General features: G+C 73.5%; 11 protein-coding genes. 9 read left to right on the top strand and 2 right to left on the bottom strand.

From position 1 onward, the window contains the following. Window positions 1-47: 47 nt before the first annotated feature. On the top strand, window positions 48-998 hold the full coding sequence (gene bla / locus E1293_RS03690) for a class A beta-lactamase (protein ID WP_132193788.1): 951 nt from the start codon (window positions 48-50) through the stop codon (window positions 996-998). A 57-nt stretch (window positions 999-1,055) separates the two neighbouring features. On the opposite strand, the gene E1293_RS03685 is transcribed toward bla, so the two are convergent. Next, a complete protein-coding gene (locus E1293_RS03685) occupies window positions 1,056-2,705 on the bottom strand; it encodes a penicillin-binding transpeptidase domain-containing protein (RefSeq protein WP_132193786.1) in 1,650 nt (549 codons plus the stop codon). A gap of 112 nt (window positions 2,706-2,817) precedes the next feature. Here E1293_RS03685 and E1293_RS03680 point away from each other — a divergent pair, with 112 nt between their 5' ends. The 3 genes from E1293_RS03680 to E1293_RS03670 all read left to right on the top strand — a co-directional run bounded on the left by E1293_RS03680 (window position 2,818) and on the right by E1293_RS03670 (window position 7,509). Continuing rightward, a complete protein-coding gene (locus E1293_RS03680) occupies window positions 2,818-3,780 on the top strand; it encodes a LysR family transcriptional regulator (RefSeq protein ID WP_132193784.1) in 963 nt (320 codons plus the stop codon). After that, entirely contained in the window at window positions 3,777-4,706 is a 930-nt protein-coding gene (locus tag E1293_RS03675) for a serine hydrolase (RefSeq protein ID WP_132193782.1), read from the top strand. The genes E1293_RS03680 and E1293_RS03675 overlap by 4 nt, the downstream gene beginning before the upstream one ends. Window positions 4,707-4,791: 85 nt before the next feature. Further along, window positions 4,792-7,509: an AAA family ATPase gene (locus E1293_RS03670; RefSeq protein WP_132193780.1), complete on the top strand. Its 2,718-nt coding sequence runs from the start codon at window positions 4,792-4,794 to the stop codon at window positions 7,507-7,509. Here the strand turns inward: E1293_RS03670 and E1293_RS03665 are convergent. Next, a complete protein-coding gene (locus E1293_RS03665; protein WP_132193778.1) occupies window positions 7,500-8,795 on the bottom strand; it encodes an amidase in 1,296 nt (431 codons plus the stop codon). The genes E1293_RS03670 and E1293_RS03665 overlap by 10 nt on opposite strands. Window positions 8,796-9,238: 443 nt before the next feature. Here E1293_RS03665 and E1293_RS03660 point away from each other — a divergent pair, with 443 nt between their 5' ends. The 5 genes from E1293_RS03660 to E1293_RS03640 form a co-directional block, all read left to right on the top strand. Next, window positions 9,239-11,599 carry a phosphoketolase family protein gene (locus E1293_RS03660; RefSeq protein ID WP_132193776.1) on the top strand — a complete coding sequence of 787 codons (2,361 nt, stop codon included), beginning with the start codon at window positions 9,239-9,241 and terminating at the stop codon, window positions 11,597-11,599. Then, window positions 11,599-12,669: an acetate/propionate family kinase gene (locus E1293_RS03655; protein WP_132193869.1), complete on the top strand. Its 1,071-nt coding sequence runs from the start codon at window positions 11,599-11,601 to the stop codon at window positions 12,667-12,669. Before E1293_RS03660 ends, E1293_RS03655 begins: the two co-directional genes overlap by 1 nt. A 40-nt stretch (window positions 12,670-12,709) precedes the next feature. After that, entirely contained in the window at window positions 12,710-13,897 is a 1,188-nt protein-coding gene (locus tag E1293_RS03650) for a PP2C family protein-serine/threonine phosphatase (protein ID WP_207938651.1), read from the top strand. Between the two features lie 93 nt (window positions 13,898-13,990). After that, on the top strand, window positions 13,991-15,304 hold the full coding sequence (locus E1293_RS03645; protein ID WP_132193774.1) for a hypothetical protein: 1,314 nt from the start codon (window positions 13,991-13,993) through the stop codon (window positions 15,302-15,304). Beyond that, on the top strand, window positions 15,301-15,945 hold a 645-nt coding region (locus tag E1293_RS03640; RefSeq protein WP_132193772.1), incomplete at its 3' end, for a hypothetical protein. The genes E1293_RS03645 and E1293_RS03640, both read left to right, overlap by 4 nt.

Genomic DNA, 15,945 nt, shown 5'->3' with positions numbered 1-15,945 from the left:
ATATCAATATTGGACATCGTGTTCGCGCCTCTGGTCTCCTCTCCCGCATGACCACTCACGCACCCCATGTCCGGCGGCTCGGCGTCGCCGTTCTCGCCCTGTCGACGTTCGCCGGGGCCGCCGCCTGCGGCGCGAGCCCGGCCGCGCAGAAGGCGGCGCCGCAGAGCAACACGTCCAGGATCGGCTCCCCCGACCCGGCGCAGGCCGAGGTCACCAAGCAGATCGCCCGCCTTGAGGCGACCCACCACGAGCGCATCGGCGCGTTCGCGATCGACACCGGCACCGGGCGCTCGGTCTCGCACCGCCCGGACGAGTCGTTCCCGTTCGCGTCCACGTTCAAGGCGATGGCGTGCGGCGCGGTCCTGCGGAAGGCGCGCGAGAGCGACCCCGGCCTGCTCGACCGGGTGATCCACTACACGAAGGACGACCTGGTCGACTACTCCCCCGTCACCGAGAAGCACGTGGACACCGGCATGACCGTCGCCGACCTGTGCCACGCCGGCATCACCCAGAGCGACAACACCGCGGGGAACCTGGTGCTGAAGCAGATCGGCGGGCCCGCGGGCCTCACCGCCTTCCTCCGCTCGATCGGCGACAGGGTCAGCCGCAGTGACCGCTGGGAGACCGCCCTCAACGACTGGAAGCCGGGCGAGCAGCGCGACACGACCGCACCGCGCCCCTGGGCGGGCGACCTGCGCGCCCTCACCGTCGGGGGCGTCCTCGTCCCCGCCGACCGCAAGCGGCTCATCGACTGGATGAAGGCCACCGTGACCGGCGACGAGCGCATCCGCGCCGGCCTCCCGAAGAGCTGGACGGTGGGCGACAAGACCGGCACCGGCGGCACCTACGGCACCGCCAACGACATAGCCATCGCCTACCCGAAGTCCGGCGCCCCCCTGATCATCGTGATCACCACCAACAAGCCGGCCCCGGACGCCGACCCCGACGACAAGGCGATAGCCCAAACCGCCCGAGTCCTGGCCCGCGCCCTCCGTTGACCTGCGGCGTGTTGTTGTTATGGAGCGCATCAGAACAACGCACGCCGCAAGTCAACGTCAGAGGGCGCGGAGGAACTTGGCGGCTATGGGGGCGGCGGCTTCGGCGCCGGTGCCGCCGCCCTCGACGATGACGGCGAAGGCGACGTCCTTGCGGTAGCCGATGAACCACGCGTGGGTCGGCGGGTTGTCGCCCTCGCCGAACTCGGCGGTGCCGGTCTTGCCGGCCGTGCCGGACGGGAACCCGACGCCGGACGCGGTGCCCTCGCTGACCACGGCAGGCATCAGGGCGTGCAGGGCGTTCTTCACCGCCGGCTCCAGCTTCTTCGGCGCCTCCGGCTTGCGTCCCCCGGCGTCGGCGGCCTGCGCGGCGAGGGCGGCGTCGACCAGGCGGGGCGACCGCCAGGTTCCGTCCGCCGCCGCGGCGGCGACGCTCGCCATGTTGAGCGGGCTGGTCAGGACCTCGCCCTGGCCGAAGGACGCGGACGCGAAGGCGGTGTCGTCCTTGGTGTCGGGGAACGCGGCCCGGACGGCGGGCAGCCCGGTGATCAGGGGGGCGTTGAACCCGAACTGGGACGCGACCTGGGCGAGCCGCTTCTCGCCGAGCTTGTCGACGGCGAGGCGCGCGAAGGTGGTGTTGCACGAGTGCGCGAACGCCTCGCGGAGCGGAATCGACCCGAAGTCCTCGTGCTGGTAGTTGTGGAACGAGCGGCCGCCGATCGCGGTGGTGGCGGGGCAGCCGACCTTCGTGGCCGGGGACATGCCGCCCGCGACGAGCGCGGCGGCGGTGACGACCTTGAACGTCGAACCCGGCGGGTAGCGGCCCATCAGCGCCCGGTTGTAGCCGCCGGGCTTGTTCGCCACGGCGAGGATCTCCCCGGTGGACGGGCGCAGCGCCACCATCGACGCCGGCTTGTTCGCGTCCGTCATGGCCTTGCCCGCGGCGGCCTGCACCCTCGGGTCGATGGTCGTGTCCACCGCCTTGCCCTCGGAGCTGCCGAACCGCTGCAGCGTCTTCACCTCGTTGCCCTGGGCGTCCACGATCTGGACGGCGAGGCCGGGCGTGCCGGCGAGGCGGCGCTCGTACTGCTTCTGCAGGCCGTCGGCGCCGGCCGGGTCACCCTTGCGGTACGGGGCGCCGACCTGCTTCGCCAGCTCGGCGGACGCGGGCCCGACCGGCCCGGCGAGCTGCTGGGCCGACCCGGACGGCGAGGCGCTCAGGTCGGTGCCGTCCGCCGCGAAGACGGCGGCGCGGGGCGGCCAGGAGCGCGACGCGCGCAGCTGCTGCCCCTCCTTGAGTTCGGGGTACAGGACCTGCGGCGACCACTGGACGAGCCAGTCGCCGTCCTTCTTCACGAGCGGCAGCGACCCGTCGTACTTCCAGGTCCGGCTGCCGGCGAGGACCACCTCGGCGCTGTAGGCCCCGCCCGCGCGGTCGTCCTTGGCACGGCCGACGGAGGCGACGGCGTACCGCTGACCGGTGGCGCCGAGATCGTCGCGCATCTTGGTGAACCGGGCCTCGAAGTCGGCGGGCGCCCCGTCGGTCAGCGCCTTCATCGCGGCGTAGTCGCCGCCGGTCCAGGCCGCGAGGTAGCGCTTCGCGGTGTCCTCCGGGTCGTCTCCGCCGCGCAGGAACCACACCGCCCCCGCCCCCACGATCACGACCGCCACCGCGACCGCGGCGACGGCGAGCACACGGGATCGGTGCATCGTCGAACTCCCTTCCCCCTCGATGAAGGCACAAGAACACCAGCCGACGCCCGGAAAGTCCAAGATTGATATCGATGTCGGAGGGATATCCGGATTGGTATCATCGCTGGTCGTGAATCTGGTGGGGCATCTGCGATGCTTCGTCGTGGTCGCCGAGGAACTGCACTTCGGCCGCGCGGCGGAGCGCCTCGGCATGGCCCAGCCGCCGCTGAGCCAGCGTATCCAGCGGCTGGAGAGGGAGCTCGGGGTGCGGTTGTTCGACCGGTCCAGCCGGCGGGTGCGGCTCACCGCGCCGGGCGGGATCCTGCTGGACGAGGCCCGCGACATCCTCGCCCGCGTGGACCGCGTGTACTCCGTCGCCGAGCGGGCCCGGCTGGGCGAGGTCGGCACGGTGCGCGCCGGACTGCCGAGCGACCTCGGCGGCCCGATCGTCGCCGCGCTGATCGCCGCGTTCCGGGAGCGCCGCCCGGAGCTGCGGCTCGACCTGCGCGAGACGGGGACCGGCGAGCAGATCCGCGCGCTCGCCGAGGGCGCGCTGGACGCAGGCGTCGTGCGGCATCCGTGCGACACCCGCGACCTGGAGCTCGGCCCGATGCTGGGCCGGCCGCTCGGGGTGCTGCTGCCCGCCGCCGGGGACCTCGCCGCGGCCCCCGAGGTGCACCTGGCCGACCTCGGCGCCCGGGAGCTGGTCGTCCCGCCCCGCGAGGAGGCGCCCGGCGCGTACGACGAGCTGCTCGCGGGCTGCCGCCGGCACGGCTACGGGCCCGCGGCCGTCCACGAGGCGCGGCATCCGGGGTTCGCGCTGGGGCTCGTCCTCGCGGGGACGGCGGTGGCCCTCGTCCCGCGCACCGACGACACCGCCGGGGTGACGTGGCGCCCGCTGGCCGGCGAACCCCTCGTCTGGCGGACGTCGTGCGCCTGGCGGCGGGCCGGCGACCCCGAGCACGCCCGCGCGATCGCCGACTTCACCACCGTCGCCACCGCGGTCCTGCGCGGCGCGGCCGGCATGACCCTGCTCGACGCCGTCCCCGCCCGCCGCGTCGTCCCGCGGCCGTCGTCGGGTTTCCTCGCATGAGCGAAGCGAACCGGGGGGCCGGCCCCCCGCGGACGGCCCGCACGACGGACGTGGCGGAGCGCATCAGGGCGGAGTTCCGGTCCGCGGGCGTCACCGGGTTCCTGCACGTCGTCGACATGGACACCGGGCGGGAGGTCGCGGTCGCGGCCGGCGAGCCCGTCGTGCTCGCGTCGGTGTTCAAGGTGCCGCTGCTCGTCACGTTCCACCGGCAGGCCGCCGGCGGCGTGCTCGACCCGTCCGAGCAGGTCACGCTCCGCCCGGACGAGCGGACCGCCGGATCCACCGGGGTGTCGGCGCTGCTGGACGAGGTGCGCATGTCGCTGCGCGACCTCACCTGCCTGATGATCACCGTGAGCGACAACGCCGCCGCCGACGCCGTCATGGACCGGGTCGGCCTGGACGCCGTCAACGCGGCGGCCGCGGCGCTCGGCCTCCGCGACACCGTCATCGAGGTCGACGGCCGCGGGCTGCACGAGTCCCTGCTCACCGACGCCGGGGCGGGCAGCGTCGCCGAGGTGTGGGCCAGGCTGGACGAGCCCGGCGTCATGAACCGGCTCCGCGCCCTCGACCCGCTGCGCACCAGCCGCAGCACGCCCCGCGACATGACCCGGCTGCTGTCGATGATCTGGCGGGACGAGGCCGCGCCGCCGGACGGCTGCGCGGCGATGCGGCGGCTGTTCGGCCTCCAGGTCTGGCCGCACCGCCTCTCGTCCGGCTTCCCCTACGACGACGTCGTCGTCAGCGGCAAGACCGGCACCCTCCCGACCCTCCGCAACGAGGTCGGCGCCGTCGAGTACCCCGACGGCGCCCGCTACGCCGTGGCGGTCTTCACCCGGTCCCTGCTCCCCACGGCCGTCCTCCCCCAGGCCGACGCCGTCATCGGCACCGCCGCCCGCATGGCCGTGGAGGCGCTGCGCCGCCCTTGACCGCCAGGTGTGCCGCGGGCACCACAGCACAGGCCGGGAAAACATAAGCTGTACCCCTCTTTTGCGCCTTCTTGGGGAGTGTTCGTTGCGGCTGCCGGAGCATCTGGAGCTACTGCTCACCGACGAGCCGGTGCTCGACGTCTACTCGCACGGTCCGTGGCGTGTGCCGGACGGGCTGTTCGAGGAGATCTCGGCCCGGATCGACGGGCTGGCGGCCGACCCGCGGGCCGTGGAGCTGACCACCGACGAGCACAAGCTGCTGACGCTGCCGGCGTCGCTCGTCACCGCGGAGATCTTCGGGATGCTGGCGTTCCTGCCGGGCGGCGGCGCGATCAAGGCGGGGTCGTGGTCGCAGCTGCCGGAGCGGCTGCTGCAGCGGCACCTGGTCAACCCGGGGCCGCTCAGCACCCGGATGACCCGGTGGGACGCGCCGGGTGGCCGGTGGCGGCCACCGGTGGACTGGCTCATCGAGGCGCCCGACCGGGAGCTCGCGATCGAGCTGGCCCGCGACTGCCTGTCGGTCCTGGAGGGCGTCGAGCCGCTGGAGGAGCGCCGCAAGGCGCTGCTGCGGCTGTACGACGACCCGCCCGCCTGCGACATGAACCTGCCGAAGATGGAGCTGCGGGAGCACTGGCACGCGCACGCCGGCGACGACATCGTCGCGGCGGTGCCGGAGCTGCTCGGCCCGGTCGGCTACCTGGAGTGGGTGTGCGCGGGGCTGCTCGCCTGCTTCGAACGCCTGATGGAGGCGGCGCCGCGTGAGGAGAGCGTCGAGGTCCACCTGATCCATCTGCTGCTGCAGGGCAGCATGGAGCACATCCCGGCCGAGCTGGCGGTCGCGCTCGGCGAGGACCGCTACGGCGAGCTGCAGCTGCGGTTCGCCGCCGAGCGCCGCGGGTTCAAGGCGGGCGCGTGGCAGGAGCGGACCCGGTCGTGGCTCGTCCGGGCGCTGGTCGCGGGCGCCGCCGACGCGTGCCGGGGCTGGCTCGACATGGCGATGCGGTTCATCGCGGTCGTGCAGGGGCTGCCGGGCGATCCGTGGTTCCCGAAGGCGGAGTGGATCCCGGTCGGCCAGTTCCAGACGGACCTGCGCCGTCTCTACGCGCCGCGCCGCCGCGTCGTCAACCCGCTCACCGAGACGCTGCCGAGCACGCCCGCGGCGGACGGCGGGACGTCCGGGCGGCAGGCGGACGGGCAGCCGGCGGGCGGCCGCGCGGAGCTCGCCACGTCGCTGGTCGACCAGCCCGAGGTGACGGCGGCGCTGGAGGAGCTGACCAGCGGCGGCGCACCCGTCCGGCTGCTGATCAGCGGCCCGGACGGCACCGGCAAGCGGGACGCCGCGCAGGAGCTCGGCACCGCGCTCGCGCTCGGCCGCGACCCGCACTGGATCACCGACAACCTGTTCAGCGGGCAGCGCCTGTCGGACGCCGTCGCCAAGCTGCACGCCGACGCCCGCGACTGCGCCGGCGACCGGCTGCTCATCATCGAGGGCCTGGACGGCATCGTCACCGACCCCGGCAACGGCGAGGCCCTGGCGGCCGAGCTGCACCGGCTCCTCGCCGTCCACCCCGACCTGCACCTCGTGGCGCTGTGCGACGCCGGCGGCGAGGAGCGGATCCGCGAGATCAACCCGGTGCTGCCGCAGCGGTTCCGGATCGCGCGGACCCGGCCGTTCACCGCGGCCGGCCACGCCGAGCTGTTCCGCCGGGCGCTGGCGGCCCGCGGCGCCCGCGGCACCCGGCCGGCGGTCGAGGCGGCGGGCGCGCTGCTGGCCGCGACGCCGCCGATGCAGACGCTCCGCAACGCCCGGCTGGCGCCGCATCTCGCCGACCAGGCCGTCGCGGCGGCGCGGGAGCGCGCGCAGGACGGCGCCGGGGCCGTCGTCCGCAAGCAGGACGTCCCGGCCGCGCTGGACACCGCGCAGTCCGCCGGGAACCCCCTCGCCGAGCTGCGCGACCTCACCGGCCTGGAGACCGTCAAGCACGAGATCGCGCTGCTGGTCGCCGGGACGCACGCGGCGCGGCTGCGCAGCGAGTCCGGCCTGACGATCACGCCGCCGACCCGGCACATGGTGTTCACCGGCAACCCCGGGACCGGCAAGACGATGGTGGCGCGGCTGCTCGGCCGCATCTACAAGCGGCTCGGCGTGCTGTCGTCCGGGCATCTGGTGGAGGCGTCCCGCGCGCACCTCGTCGGCGAGTACATCGGGCAGACCGCGCCCCGGACGCGCCGGCTGGTGGAGCGCGCGATCGGCGGCGTCCTGTTCATCGACGAGGCGTACACGCTGACGCAGTCGCCGCTGAAGGGCGACTACGGGCACGAGGCGATCGCCGAGCTGGTCAAGCTGATGGAGGACCACCGCGACGACCTCGTCGTGGTCGTCGCCGGCTACCAGCAGGAGATGGCCGAGTTCCTGGTCGCCAACCCGGGCCTGGACTCGCGGTTCCCCAAGCAGATCCACTTCCCCGACTACAGCGACGACGAGCTGATCACCGTGTTCGGGCAGCTCGCCGGCGCCGACGGGTTCGAGCTGGCGGCCGGCACCGAGGAGGTCCTGCGCACGATGCTGCGCGGGGCGCCGCGCGGCGCGTCCTTCGGCAACGGCCGCCTGATGCGCAACATGCTGGACGTCGCCGTCGCGAACCAGGCGGACCGCGTCGCCTCGGCGGCCGTCACCGCCGAGTGGAGCAAGGACGGCGCGGCCGCCGAGCCGCCCAGCAGGCAGGAGCTGATCACCCTGACGGCCGAGGACCTGCCGCCGCTGCTGGAGCACCCCGAGGAGTTCTTCGGCCTCTACCTCTGACCGCCGGCGAGCCGCTCGGCGGCGTCGAACAGCAGGCTCTCCGCGCCGCGCCGGCCGACGAGCTGCGCCCCGACGGGCAGGCCGCCGGCGGTTCCGGCGGGAACGGTCAGCGCGGGCAGGCCGAGCACGTTCCACGGGGACGTGAGGCTGACCAGCAGCGCCGTGAGCGGGCCGAGCGCGACCTCGGTCGCGCCGATCTCCGGGGCGGTGATCGGCATGGTGGGCATGGCGAGCAGGTCGTAGCGGTCCAGCAGCGCGGCGACCTCCCGCGCGTAGCGGTCGCGGTCGCGGAGCGCCCGGACGAGCCGCCAGCCCGGCATCCGGCCCGCGTCCGCGAGCCGCCCGAGCGTGGCCGGCTGGTACAGGCCGGGCGCCTCGGCGACCCGTTCGGCGTGAACGTCGTGCGCCTCGCTGAACTCGATCGCGATGAACACCTGCCGGAGCCCGGCGAAGTCGATCCGCTCGGCCGGGGCGTCCGGGAACAGCGCCCGGACGGTGCGCTCCACCTCGGGGTCGACGGCGGGCGGCTCGATCCACGCGACGCGCCCGTACGGTGCGGCCTCGTCCACCGGGGACGGGACGGCTTCGGCCGGTCCGGTCAGCGTGCGGTAGGCGATGCGGCAGTCCGCCGCGGTCCCGGCCAGCACGCCCACGTGGTCGAGCGAGCGCGACAGCGGGAAGACGCCCTCGGTGAGGATCACGCCGTGCGCGGGCTTGAACCCGGCGATCCCGCAGAACGCGGACGGGATGCGCACCGACCCGCCCGTATCCGTGCCGAGCGCCAGCGGGACCATGCCTGCGGCGACCGCGACGGCACTGCCGCTGCTCGACCCACCGGACATCCGATTCCGGTCGTGCGGGTTGCGGACCGGCCCGTTCACCGACACGTCGCCGGTGCCGCCGAATGCGAACTCCTGCGTGCCCGTCTTGCCGACGATCACGGCTCCGGCGTCGCGGAGCCTTGTCACGCACACCGCGTCGGTCTCGGCGATGTGCCCGGCGAAGTGCGCCGACCCCATCCCGGTCGGCAGGCCGGCGACGTCGATGATGTCCTTCACCGCGACGGGGACGCCGTGCAGCGGGCCCCGGTCGATTCCGGACGCCAGCTCCTCGTCCGCCCACCTGGCGGCGGCCTCGGCACCCCCCGGGTCGAGGGTCGCGAAGGCGTTGAGGTCCGGGTCGACCGACTCCAGGGCCCCCGCGACCAGCTCGCGCGACGACTCCCGTCCCGCACGCAGGTCGTCCCCGATGGCCGCCAGCGTCCGTCCGGTGAAGAACCCGCCCATTCCGCCTCCTTGCCGCTGACCTGTATGGATCTGCGTAGCATCGCAGACCGCTAGCGCACCCTGCGATCGAGTCATCGTCGCTCTCTGTCGTCCACCGGTCGCCGTGCGTCGACCATTCGTCGCGCGCCGTCCGCCGCTCGTCGAACGGCGGCCCGGACCCGTGAACCTACGCGCGGGTAGGCGGCATGCTTCAACGCACCTAGTGGAGACGCTCCCACCGGTTCGCTGGGGGGCGGGGCGGAGACCGCGGCTTCTGGCGCGGCCACCGCCTCTGTAACCGGTGACGTCCACATCCGGGTGGGGGGGACGAGGTCACGGCCGCGCGCCGTGGCCTCGTCATTTTCGCGGGCTCGTCGTTTTCCGGCATGGCACCCCGGCGGTTGAGGTCCGCGATCGAGGGGACCAGATCCCCTCAGGGCGGTACGAGCACCGGAGGACGCGCCATGACCGAGTCCGTCGCGATCACCGATGACGAAGTGCGGGAGATCGACGCGTACTGGCGGGCCACCAACTACCTGTCCGTGGGCCAGATCTACCTGCTGGACAACCCGCTGCTCCGCGAACCGCTGGAACGCCGGCACCTCAAACCGCGGCTGCTCGGCCACTGGGGCACCACGCCGGGCCTGAACTTCGCCTACGCCCACCTCAACCGGGCGATCAAGGCGCGCGATCTCGACATGATCTACGTCATGGGCCCGGGGCACGGCGGCCCGGCGGCGGTCGCGAACGCGTGGCTGGAGGGCACCTACAGCGAGGTGTATCCGGACGTGTCGCAGGACGCCGACGGCATGCGCAGGCTGTTCCGGCAGTTCTCCTTCCCCGGCGGCATCCCCAGCCATGTCGCGCCGGAGACGCCCGGCTCCATCCACGAGGGCGGCGAGCTGGGCTACTCGCTGGCGCACGCGTACGGCGCGGTGTTCGACAACCCCGGCCTGGTCGTCGCGTGCATCGTCGGGGACGGCGAGGCGGAGACGGGGCCGCTGGCGGCGAGCTGGCACTCCACCAAGTTCCTGGACCCGGTGCGGGACGGGGCCGTCCTGCCGATCCTGCACCTCAACGGCTACAAGATCGCGAATCCGGCGGTGCTGGCGCGGATCCCCGAGGAGGAGCTCGTCCAGCTGCTCGACGGCTACGGCTACCGGCCGCTGCTGGTGAGCGGCGACGAGCCCGCGTCCATGCACCGCAAGATGGCCGCCGCCCTCGGCCAGGCCCTCGACGAGATCGACGGCATCCAGCGCGGCGCCCGCGAGGGCCGGATCACCGAGCGGCACCGCTGGCCCCTGATCGTCCTGCGCTCCCCGAAGGGCTGGACGGGCCCGAAGGAGGTGGACGGGCAACCGGTCGAGAACACGTGGCGGTCCCACCAGGTGCCGCTCGGCGGCGTGCGCGACGACCCCGCGCACCGCGCGCAGCTGGAGGAGTGGCTGCGCTCGTACCGCCCGGACGAGCTGTTCGACGGCGAGGGGCGCCCGGTGGCCGCGCTCCGCGCCCTGGCGCCGGGCGGCGAGCGGCGGATGAGCGCCAACCCGCACGCCAACGGCGGCCTGCTGCTGAAGCCGCTGAGGCTGCCCGGCTTCCGCGACTACGCCGTGCCCGTGGACAAGCCGGGCACCACCGCGTCCGAGCCCACCCGGATGCTCGGCGCGTTCCTCCGCGACGTCGTGAAGGCCAACCCGTCCAACTTCCGGATCATGGGCGCGGACGAGACCGCGTCGAACCGGCTCGGGGACGTGTTCCAGGCGACCGACCGCGTCTTCCAGGGGATCCGGCTCCCGACCGACGAGCACCAGGGGCCGTCCGGCCAGGTGATGGAGGTGCTGAGCGAGCACCTGTGCCAGGGCTGGCTGGAGGGCTACCTCCTCACCGGGCGGCACGGCCTGTTCAACAGCTACGAGGCGTTCGTCCACATCGTCGACGCCATGTTCAATCAGCACGCCAAGTGGCTGAACGTCACCCGCGGCCTGCCCTGGCGGCGGCCGATCGCCTCGCTGAACTACCTGCTGTCGTCGCACGTGTGGCGGCAGGACCACAACGGCTTCACCCACCAGGACCCCGGCTTCCTCGACGTCGTGATGAACAAGAAGCCGGAGATCGTCCGGGTGTACCTGCCGCCGGACGCGAACACGCTGCTGTCGGTCGGCGACCACTGCCTGCGCTCCCGCGACTACGTCAACGTGATCGTCGCCGGGAAGCAGCCCGCGCTGAACTGGCTGCCGATGGACGCCGCGATCGCCCACTCCACCCGCGGCATCGGCATCTGGGAATGGGCATCGACCGATGGAGGCGCCGACCCCGACGTAGTGCTGGCCTGCGCGGGCGACATCCCGACGCTGGAGACGCTCGCCGCCGTGGACCTGCTCCGTCAGCTGTTCCCGGACCTGCGCGTCCGGGTCGTGAACGTCGTCGACCTGATGCGGCTCCAGCCGTCCAGCGAGCACCCGCACGGCATGCCGGACCGCGACTACGACGCCCTGTTCACCACCGACAAGCCCGTCATCTTCGCCTTCCACGGCTACCCGTACCTGATCCACCGCCTCACCTACCGGCGGGCCGGGCACCACCACCTCCACGTCCGCGGCTACAAGGAGGAGGGGACGACCACCACGCCGTTCGACATGGTCATGCTGAACGACCTGGACCGCTACCACCTGGTCATGGACGTCATCGACCGCGTCCCGTCGCTCGGCGGCCGGGTCGCCCACATCCGGCAGCGGATGGCCGACCGGCGCCTCGCCCTCCGCGCCCACACCCGCGAGCACGGCGAGGACGCCCCCGAGATCCGCGACTGGACGTGGCCGTACTGATGCGGGTCCTGACGGTCAACCCGGGATCGAGCAGCCTCAAGATCAGCCTGCTCGACGCGGGCGACGCGATCCTCGCGCAGGAGTCCGGCGGCGGCCACGAGATGGCCGGCCTCGTCGCGGGCATGCCCCGCCCGGACGCGATCGGCGTCCGCTTCGTCCACGGCGGCACCGACTTCACCTCGCCCGTGCGGATCGACGCGACGGTCACCGAACGCCTCCGCGAACTGGCCGACCTCGCGCCCCTGCACCAGCCGGCGTCGCTGCACGCCCTGGCGGAGATCACCGGTGCGCTGCCGGACGTCCCGGCCGTGGCCTGCTTCGACACCGCCTTCCACGCCACCCTGCCGGACGCCGCCGCGGCCTACGCGCTCCCGTCCGAATGGCGCGAACGGTTCGGCCTGCGCCGCTACGGGTTCCACGGGCTGTCGTTCTCCTACGCCGTCCGGCGCACGGGCGAGCTCCTCGGGGCCGTTCCCGCGCGCATGGTCGTCTGCCATCTCGGCTCCGGCGCGTCCCTGTGCGCCGTCGCCGAAGGCCGCTCGGTCGACACCACCATGGGCTTCACGCCGCTGGAGGGCCTGGTCATGGCGTCCCGCGCGGGCAGCATCGACCCGGGCATCCCGCTGTGGCTGATCAAGCACGGCGTGGAGCCGGCCGAGGTCGGCGACGCCCTGGAACGCGACTCGGGCCTGCGCGGCCTCACCGGGACCGGCGACATGCGGCGCGTCCGCGACCAGGCCGGCGAACGCGACGTCAACGCCCTCGCCGCCCTGGACGTCTACCACCACCGCCTCCGCGCCTGCGCCGCCGCCATGACCGCCTCCCTCGGCGGCCTCGACGCCCTGGTCTTCACCGGCGGCGTCGGCGAGCACGACCCGTCCGTCCGGATGCGCCTGGCCGAGGACCTCGCCTACCTGGGCGTCTCCATCGACCCGGACCGCAACGCCGCCGCCTCCGGCGACACCGACCTGACCGCCCCCGGCGCGCCCGTCCGCACCCTCGTGGTCGGCGCCCGCGAGGACCTGGAGATCGCCGCCGGAGTCCGGCACCGCCTCGGGCGGCGCCCGTAAACTCGGGCGGGTGGAGAACCCGTCAGGCCCTTTGGACGGTGTGACCCGAAAGCTGGAGAACATCCAGTCGGTAACACACCCGGCGTTCACGCACATGGACGTCGACGAGTTCCTGAACAGCATGCTCGAACGCGTCAGCGAGGTCCTGGCGGTGGACACCGCCGTCGTCCTGCTCCTGGACAAGCCGGGGCGCCTCCTCGTCGCCACCGCCGCCAGGGGCATCGAGGAGGAGGTCAGCCAGGCCGCCCACGTCCCGCTGGGCCGGGGGTTCGCCGGACGCGTCGCCGCCGAACGGCGGCCGATCCACATCCCCGACGTGCCGAGCGCCGACCTCTTCAACCCGCTGCTGGTGCGCAAGGGCCTGCGCTCCCTCCTCGGCGTCCCGCTCATCGGCGGCGGCACGCTGGTGGGCGTCATGCACATCGGGACTCTCGACCCGCGCCGCTTCACCGCGGACGAGGAGGAGTTCCTGCAGATCGCGGCCGCGCAGACCGCGCTGGCGGTGCAGTCGCTGCTCAGCCACGCCGAACGGGCGGGAGCCCTGGAACTGCAGCGCAGCCTGATCCCGTCCACGCTTCCGGACATCCCCGGCGTCGAGATGGCGGCCCGGTACCGTCCCGGCCAGGCGATCGTCGGCGGCGACTGGTACGACGTCTTCACCCTCCCGTCCGGTCACATCGGCATCGTCATGGGGGACGTGGCCGGGCACGGGTTCCCGGCCGCCGTCATCATGGGCCGGATGCGCAGCGCCCTGCGGGCCTACGCGCTGGAGACCGCCGATCCGGCCGAGGTGCTGCACAGGCTCAACCGGAAGATGATGCACTTCGAGCCCGACGCGACGGCCACCGTCCTGTACGCGGTGTGCGACCCCCGCCTGGACCGGGTGCGGGTGTCGTCCGCCGGCCATCCTCCCCCGGTCCTCGCCCTCCCGGACTCCCCGGCGCGGGCCCTCGACCTGGACTTCGACGTCCTGATCGGCCTGGACGAGGTGATCCCCCGCCGGACCACGACCGTCGCGCTCCCGCCCGGCGCCCTGCTGTGCTTCTACACCGACGGGCTGATCGAACGGCGGGACAACTCGCTCCTCGACGGCATCGACCGGCTCTGCGAGGCGGCGTACGCCGGACCGCCGGAGGACGTCACGGCCGCCGTGATGGCGGATCTCATCGGCAAGGAGCCGGCCCAGGACGACGTCGCCGTCCTGCTGATGCGCCGCACCCTCCCCTGAAGCGTCCGCCGGAAGAATTCGGGCGCGGGACCCGAACCTCGGCCCTGACGGCGCAGTCCTAGGAGATCAACTGCCCCCTCCCTGGGAGTTCGCGTGTCCGATCCCGAACCCGCCGGGCCGCCCCTCCGGACCGGCCGCCGGCGGCTCGCGCTGGCGGGTGCCGCCGCCGTCGTCGTCCTCGTCGTCACGGTCGCCGTCGTCGCCTCGCGCGGGTCCGGCGATCCCGGGGGCATCTCCGACGGGCCCCTGATCGCGGCGCCCGCCGGCGCCGAGCAGGTGCCCGCGGGCCGGATCGTCAAGAAGATCCCGCACAACTGCGGGGTCTCGGACGGCACCGCCGCCCGGCTCGCGCCCGGGTCCGACCCCGATCCGGAGAAGGGCGGCGTCTTCCGGGAGGGCGGCGCGGGAGACTGCAGCTGGTACTCGCTGGACGACGGCAAGGCCAAGTGCGGCTGGTGCTTCGGCGACGACTACCGGAACGAGCGCGTCCTCGACGTGGACATCAGCCTCGCCACGGGCATCCAGCAGTCGCCGATCAGCGAGGCGATGCAGATGGTGGGCATGACCGGGCCGGGCTCGACCGGGAGGTCCGGCCCGCCCAAGATCGTGGAGGGCCTGGGCGAGGAGGCCGTCGTCCGCTACTCGGCGGAGCAGGAGACCGAAGGCGCGAACCTCGCCTTCCGGGTGGGCAACGCCGTCGTGTCGGTCCGCTACACCGGGTGGGACGCCGTGCGCGGCCGGGAGAGGACGATCTCGGAGAAGACCGCGGTGGACGGGGCGTTCGCCGCGGCGGCCGAGACGGCGAAGAGCATGGGGGCGGCGGCGCGGCCCGTGCTGAGCACGGGGATGCACCCGGCCACGCCGGCGCTGGGCCGGGTCCCCAGACCATGCGACGCCGTCCCCGGCGCCACCGTCGACAAGGTCGCCCGCGGGGCGTACCGGCGGCGGGGAGCCTCGACCCTGATGGCGATCGTGAACCAGGCGGGCCTGTCCGTCGACTCCTGCACGTGGAAGGCCCGGACGTCCCGGTACTCCAACGAGGGGCGGTCTCGCGCGCTCACCGTGTCGCTGGCGGTCGCGGACGAGGACGTACCCGGCTACGGGGCTTTCACGGCGACGCGCCAGTACCAGGCCGTCTACCGGAACCTGCGGGAGAAGAAGTCCATCACGCTCGACGACTTCGCCGAGCTCACCCCGCTCACCGGGCCGGGCGAACGGGCGTTCGCGGTCACCGAGGTCGGCTCCGGCTCCTCGGGCGACGCGGGCCTGGTCCTCTTCCAGAAGCGCAACGTGCTGGTCGAGGTCGCCTACGAGGGAGCCGACAAGGAGCTGGATCTGCGTGGCCGGCAGTTGATCGACAGCGCCTATACGGTCGCCGTCGCGGTGGAGAGGTCGTTGCGGTCATGACGGCGGCCCCGGCGGGCGGCACCTCCCGTCCTGGAGACGACGGCGCCATCGTGTTCGCGTTCGTCGTCGTGTTCGCGATCAGCATCGCCCTGATGAAGGTCATCCCGGGGCCCGGAAGCCTCGATCAGATGGCCGATCCCCCGACCGGGCCGGACCGCGTCCCCGCGGGGCCGGTGATCGAAACGCTCCCGGCGCGCTGCGGGGTCTCGGCGGCGACCCTCGCCCGCCTGCTGCCCGGGGAGCTGCGGATGTCGAAGGACGGCGCGGGGGGAGAGTGCTCGTGGGCGTCGGCCGACGACGACAGCCGGTCGAGGCGGACCCTGTCCGTCGACCTCACCCGCTACCGGGACGGCCACGCCGCGCAGTACCCCGGCCGGCCCACCGGACGGTCGGCCCTCGGCGGAGCCGTCAAGTCGTTCGGGCCAAAGTGGTCCGACGTGACCGTCCAGGCGGTGACGGGTCTGGGCGACGAGGCGGTCACGCAGTTCTCGCCGACCTCCGGCGCGACGGTCGTGACCCGCGTAGGGAACGCGAAGACCGAAGTCCGGTACAGCGACTACCGCGACTCGCTCCCGAAGGAGACCGCGCAGGACGGCGCGTTCGCCGTGGCGGCGGAGGTCCTCGCCGGCCTGGACCGGCAC

Origin of the sequence: Actinomadura darangshiensis (genome assembly GCF_004349235.1) — a bacterium.
GTDB lineage: Bacteria > Actinomycetota > Actinomycetes > Streptosporangiales > Streptosporangiaceae > Spirillospora > Spirillospora darangshiensis.
The sequence above is the reverse complement of the archived record's forward strand: the minus strand, read 5'-3'. Positions and strand labels throughout refer to the sequence as shown.

Excerpts from the sequence above, each read along its gene's own strand:
- E1293_RS03665 (WP_132193778.1), bottom strand. The coding sequence starts at position 8,795 with ATGGGCGGGTTCTTCACCGGACGGACGCTGGCGGCCATCGGGGACGAC.
- bla (WP_132193788.1), top strand. The coding sequence starts at position 48 with ATGACCACTCACGCACCCCATGTCCGGCGGCTCGGCGTCGCCGTTCTC.
- E1293_RS03675 (WP_132193782.1), top strand. The coding sequence starts at position 3,777 with ATGAGCGAAGCGAACCGGGGGGCCGGCCCCCCGCGGACGGCCCGCACG.
- E1293_RS03685 (WP_132193786.1), bottom strand. The coding sequence starts at position 2,705 with ATGCACCGATCCCGTGTGCTCGCCGTCGCCGCGGTCGCGGTGGCGGTC.
- E1293_RS03655 (WP_132193869.1), top strand. The coding sequence starts at position 11,599 with ATGCGGGTCCTGACGGTCAACCCGGGATCGAGCAGCCTCAAGATCAGC.
- E1293_RS03660 (WP_132193776.1), top strand. The coding sequence starts at position 9,239 with ATGACCGAGTCCGTCGCGATCACCGATGACGAAGTGCGGGAGATCGAC.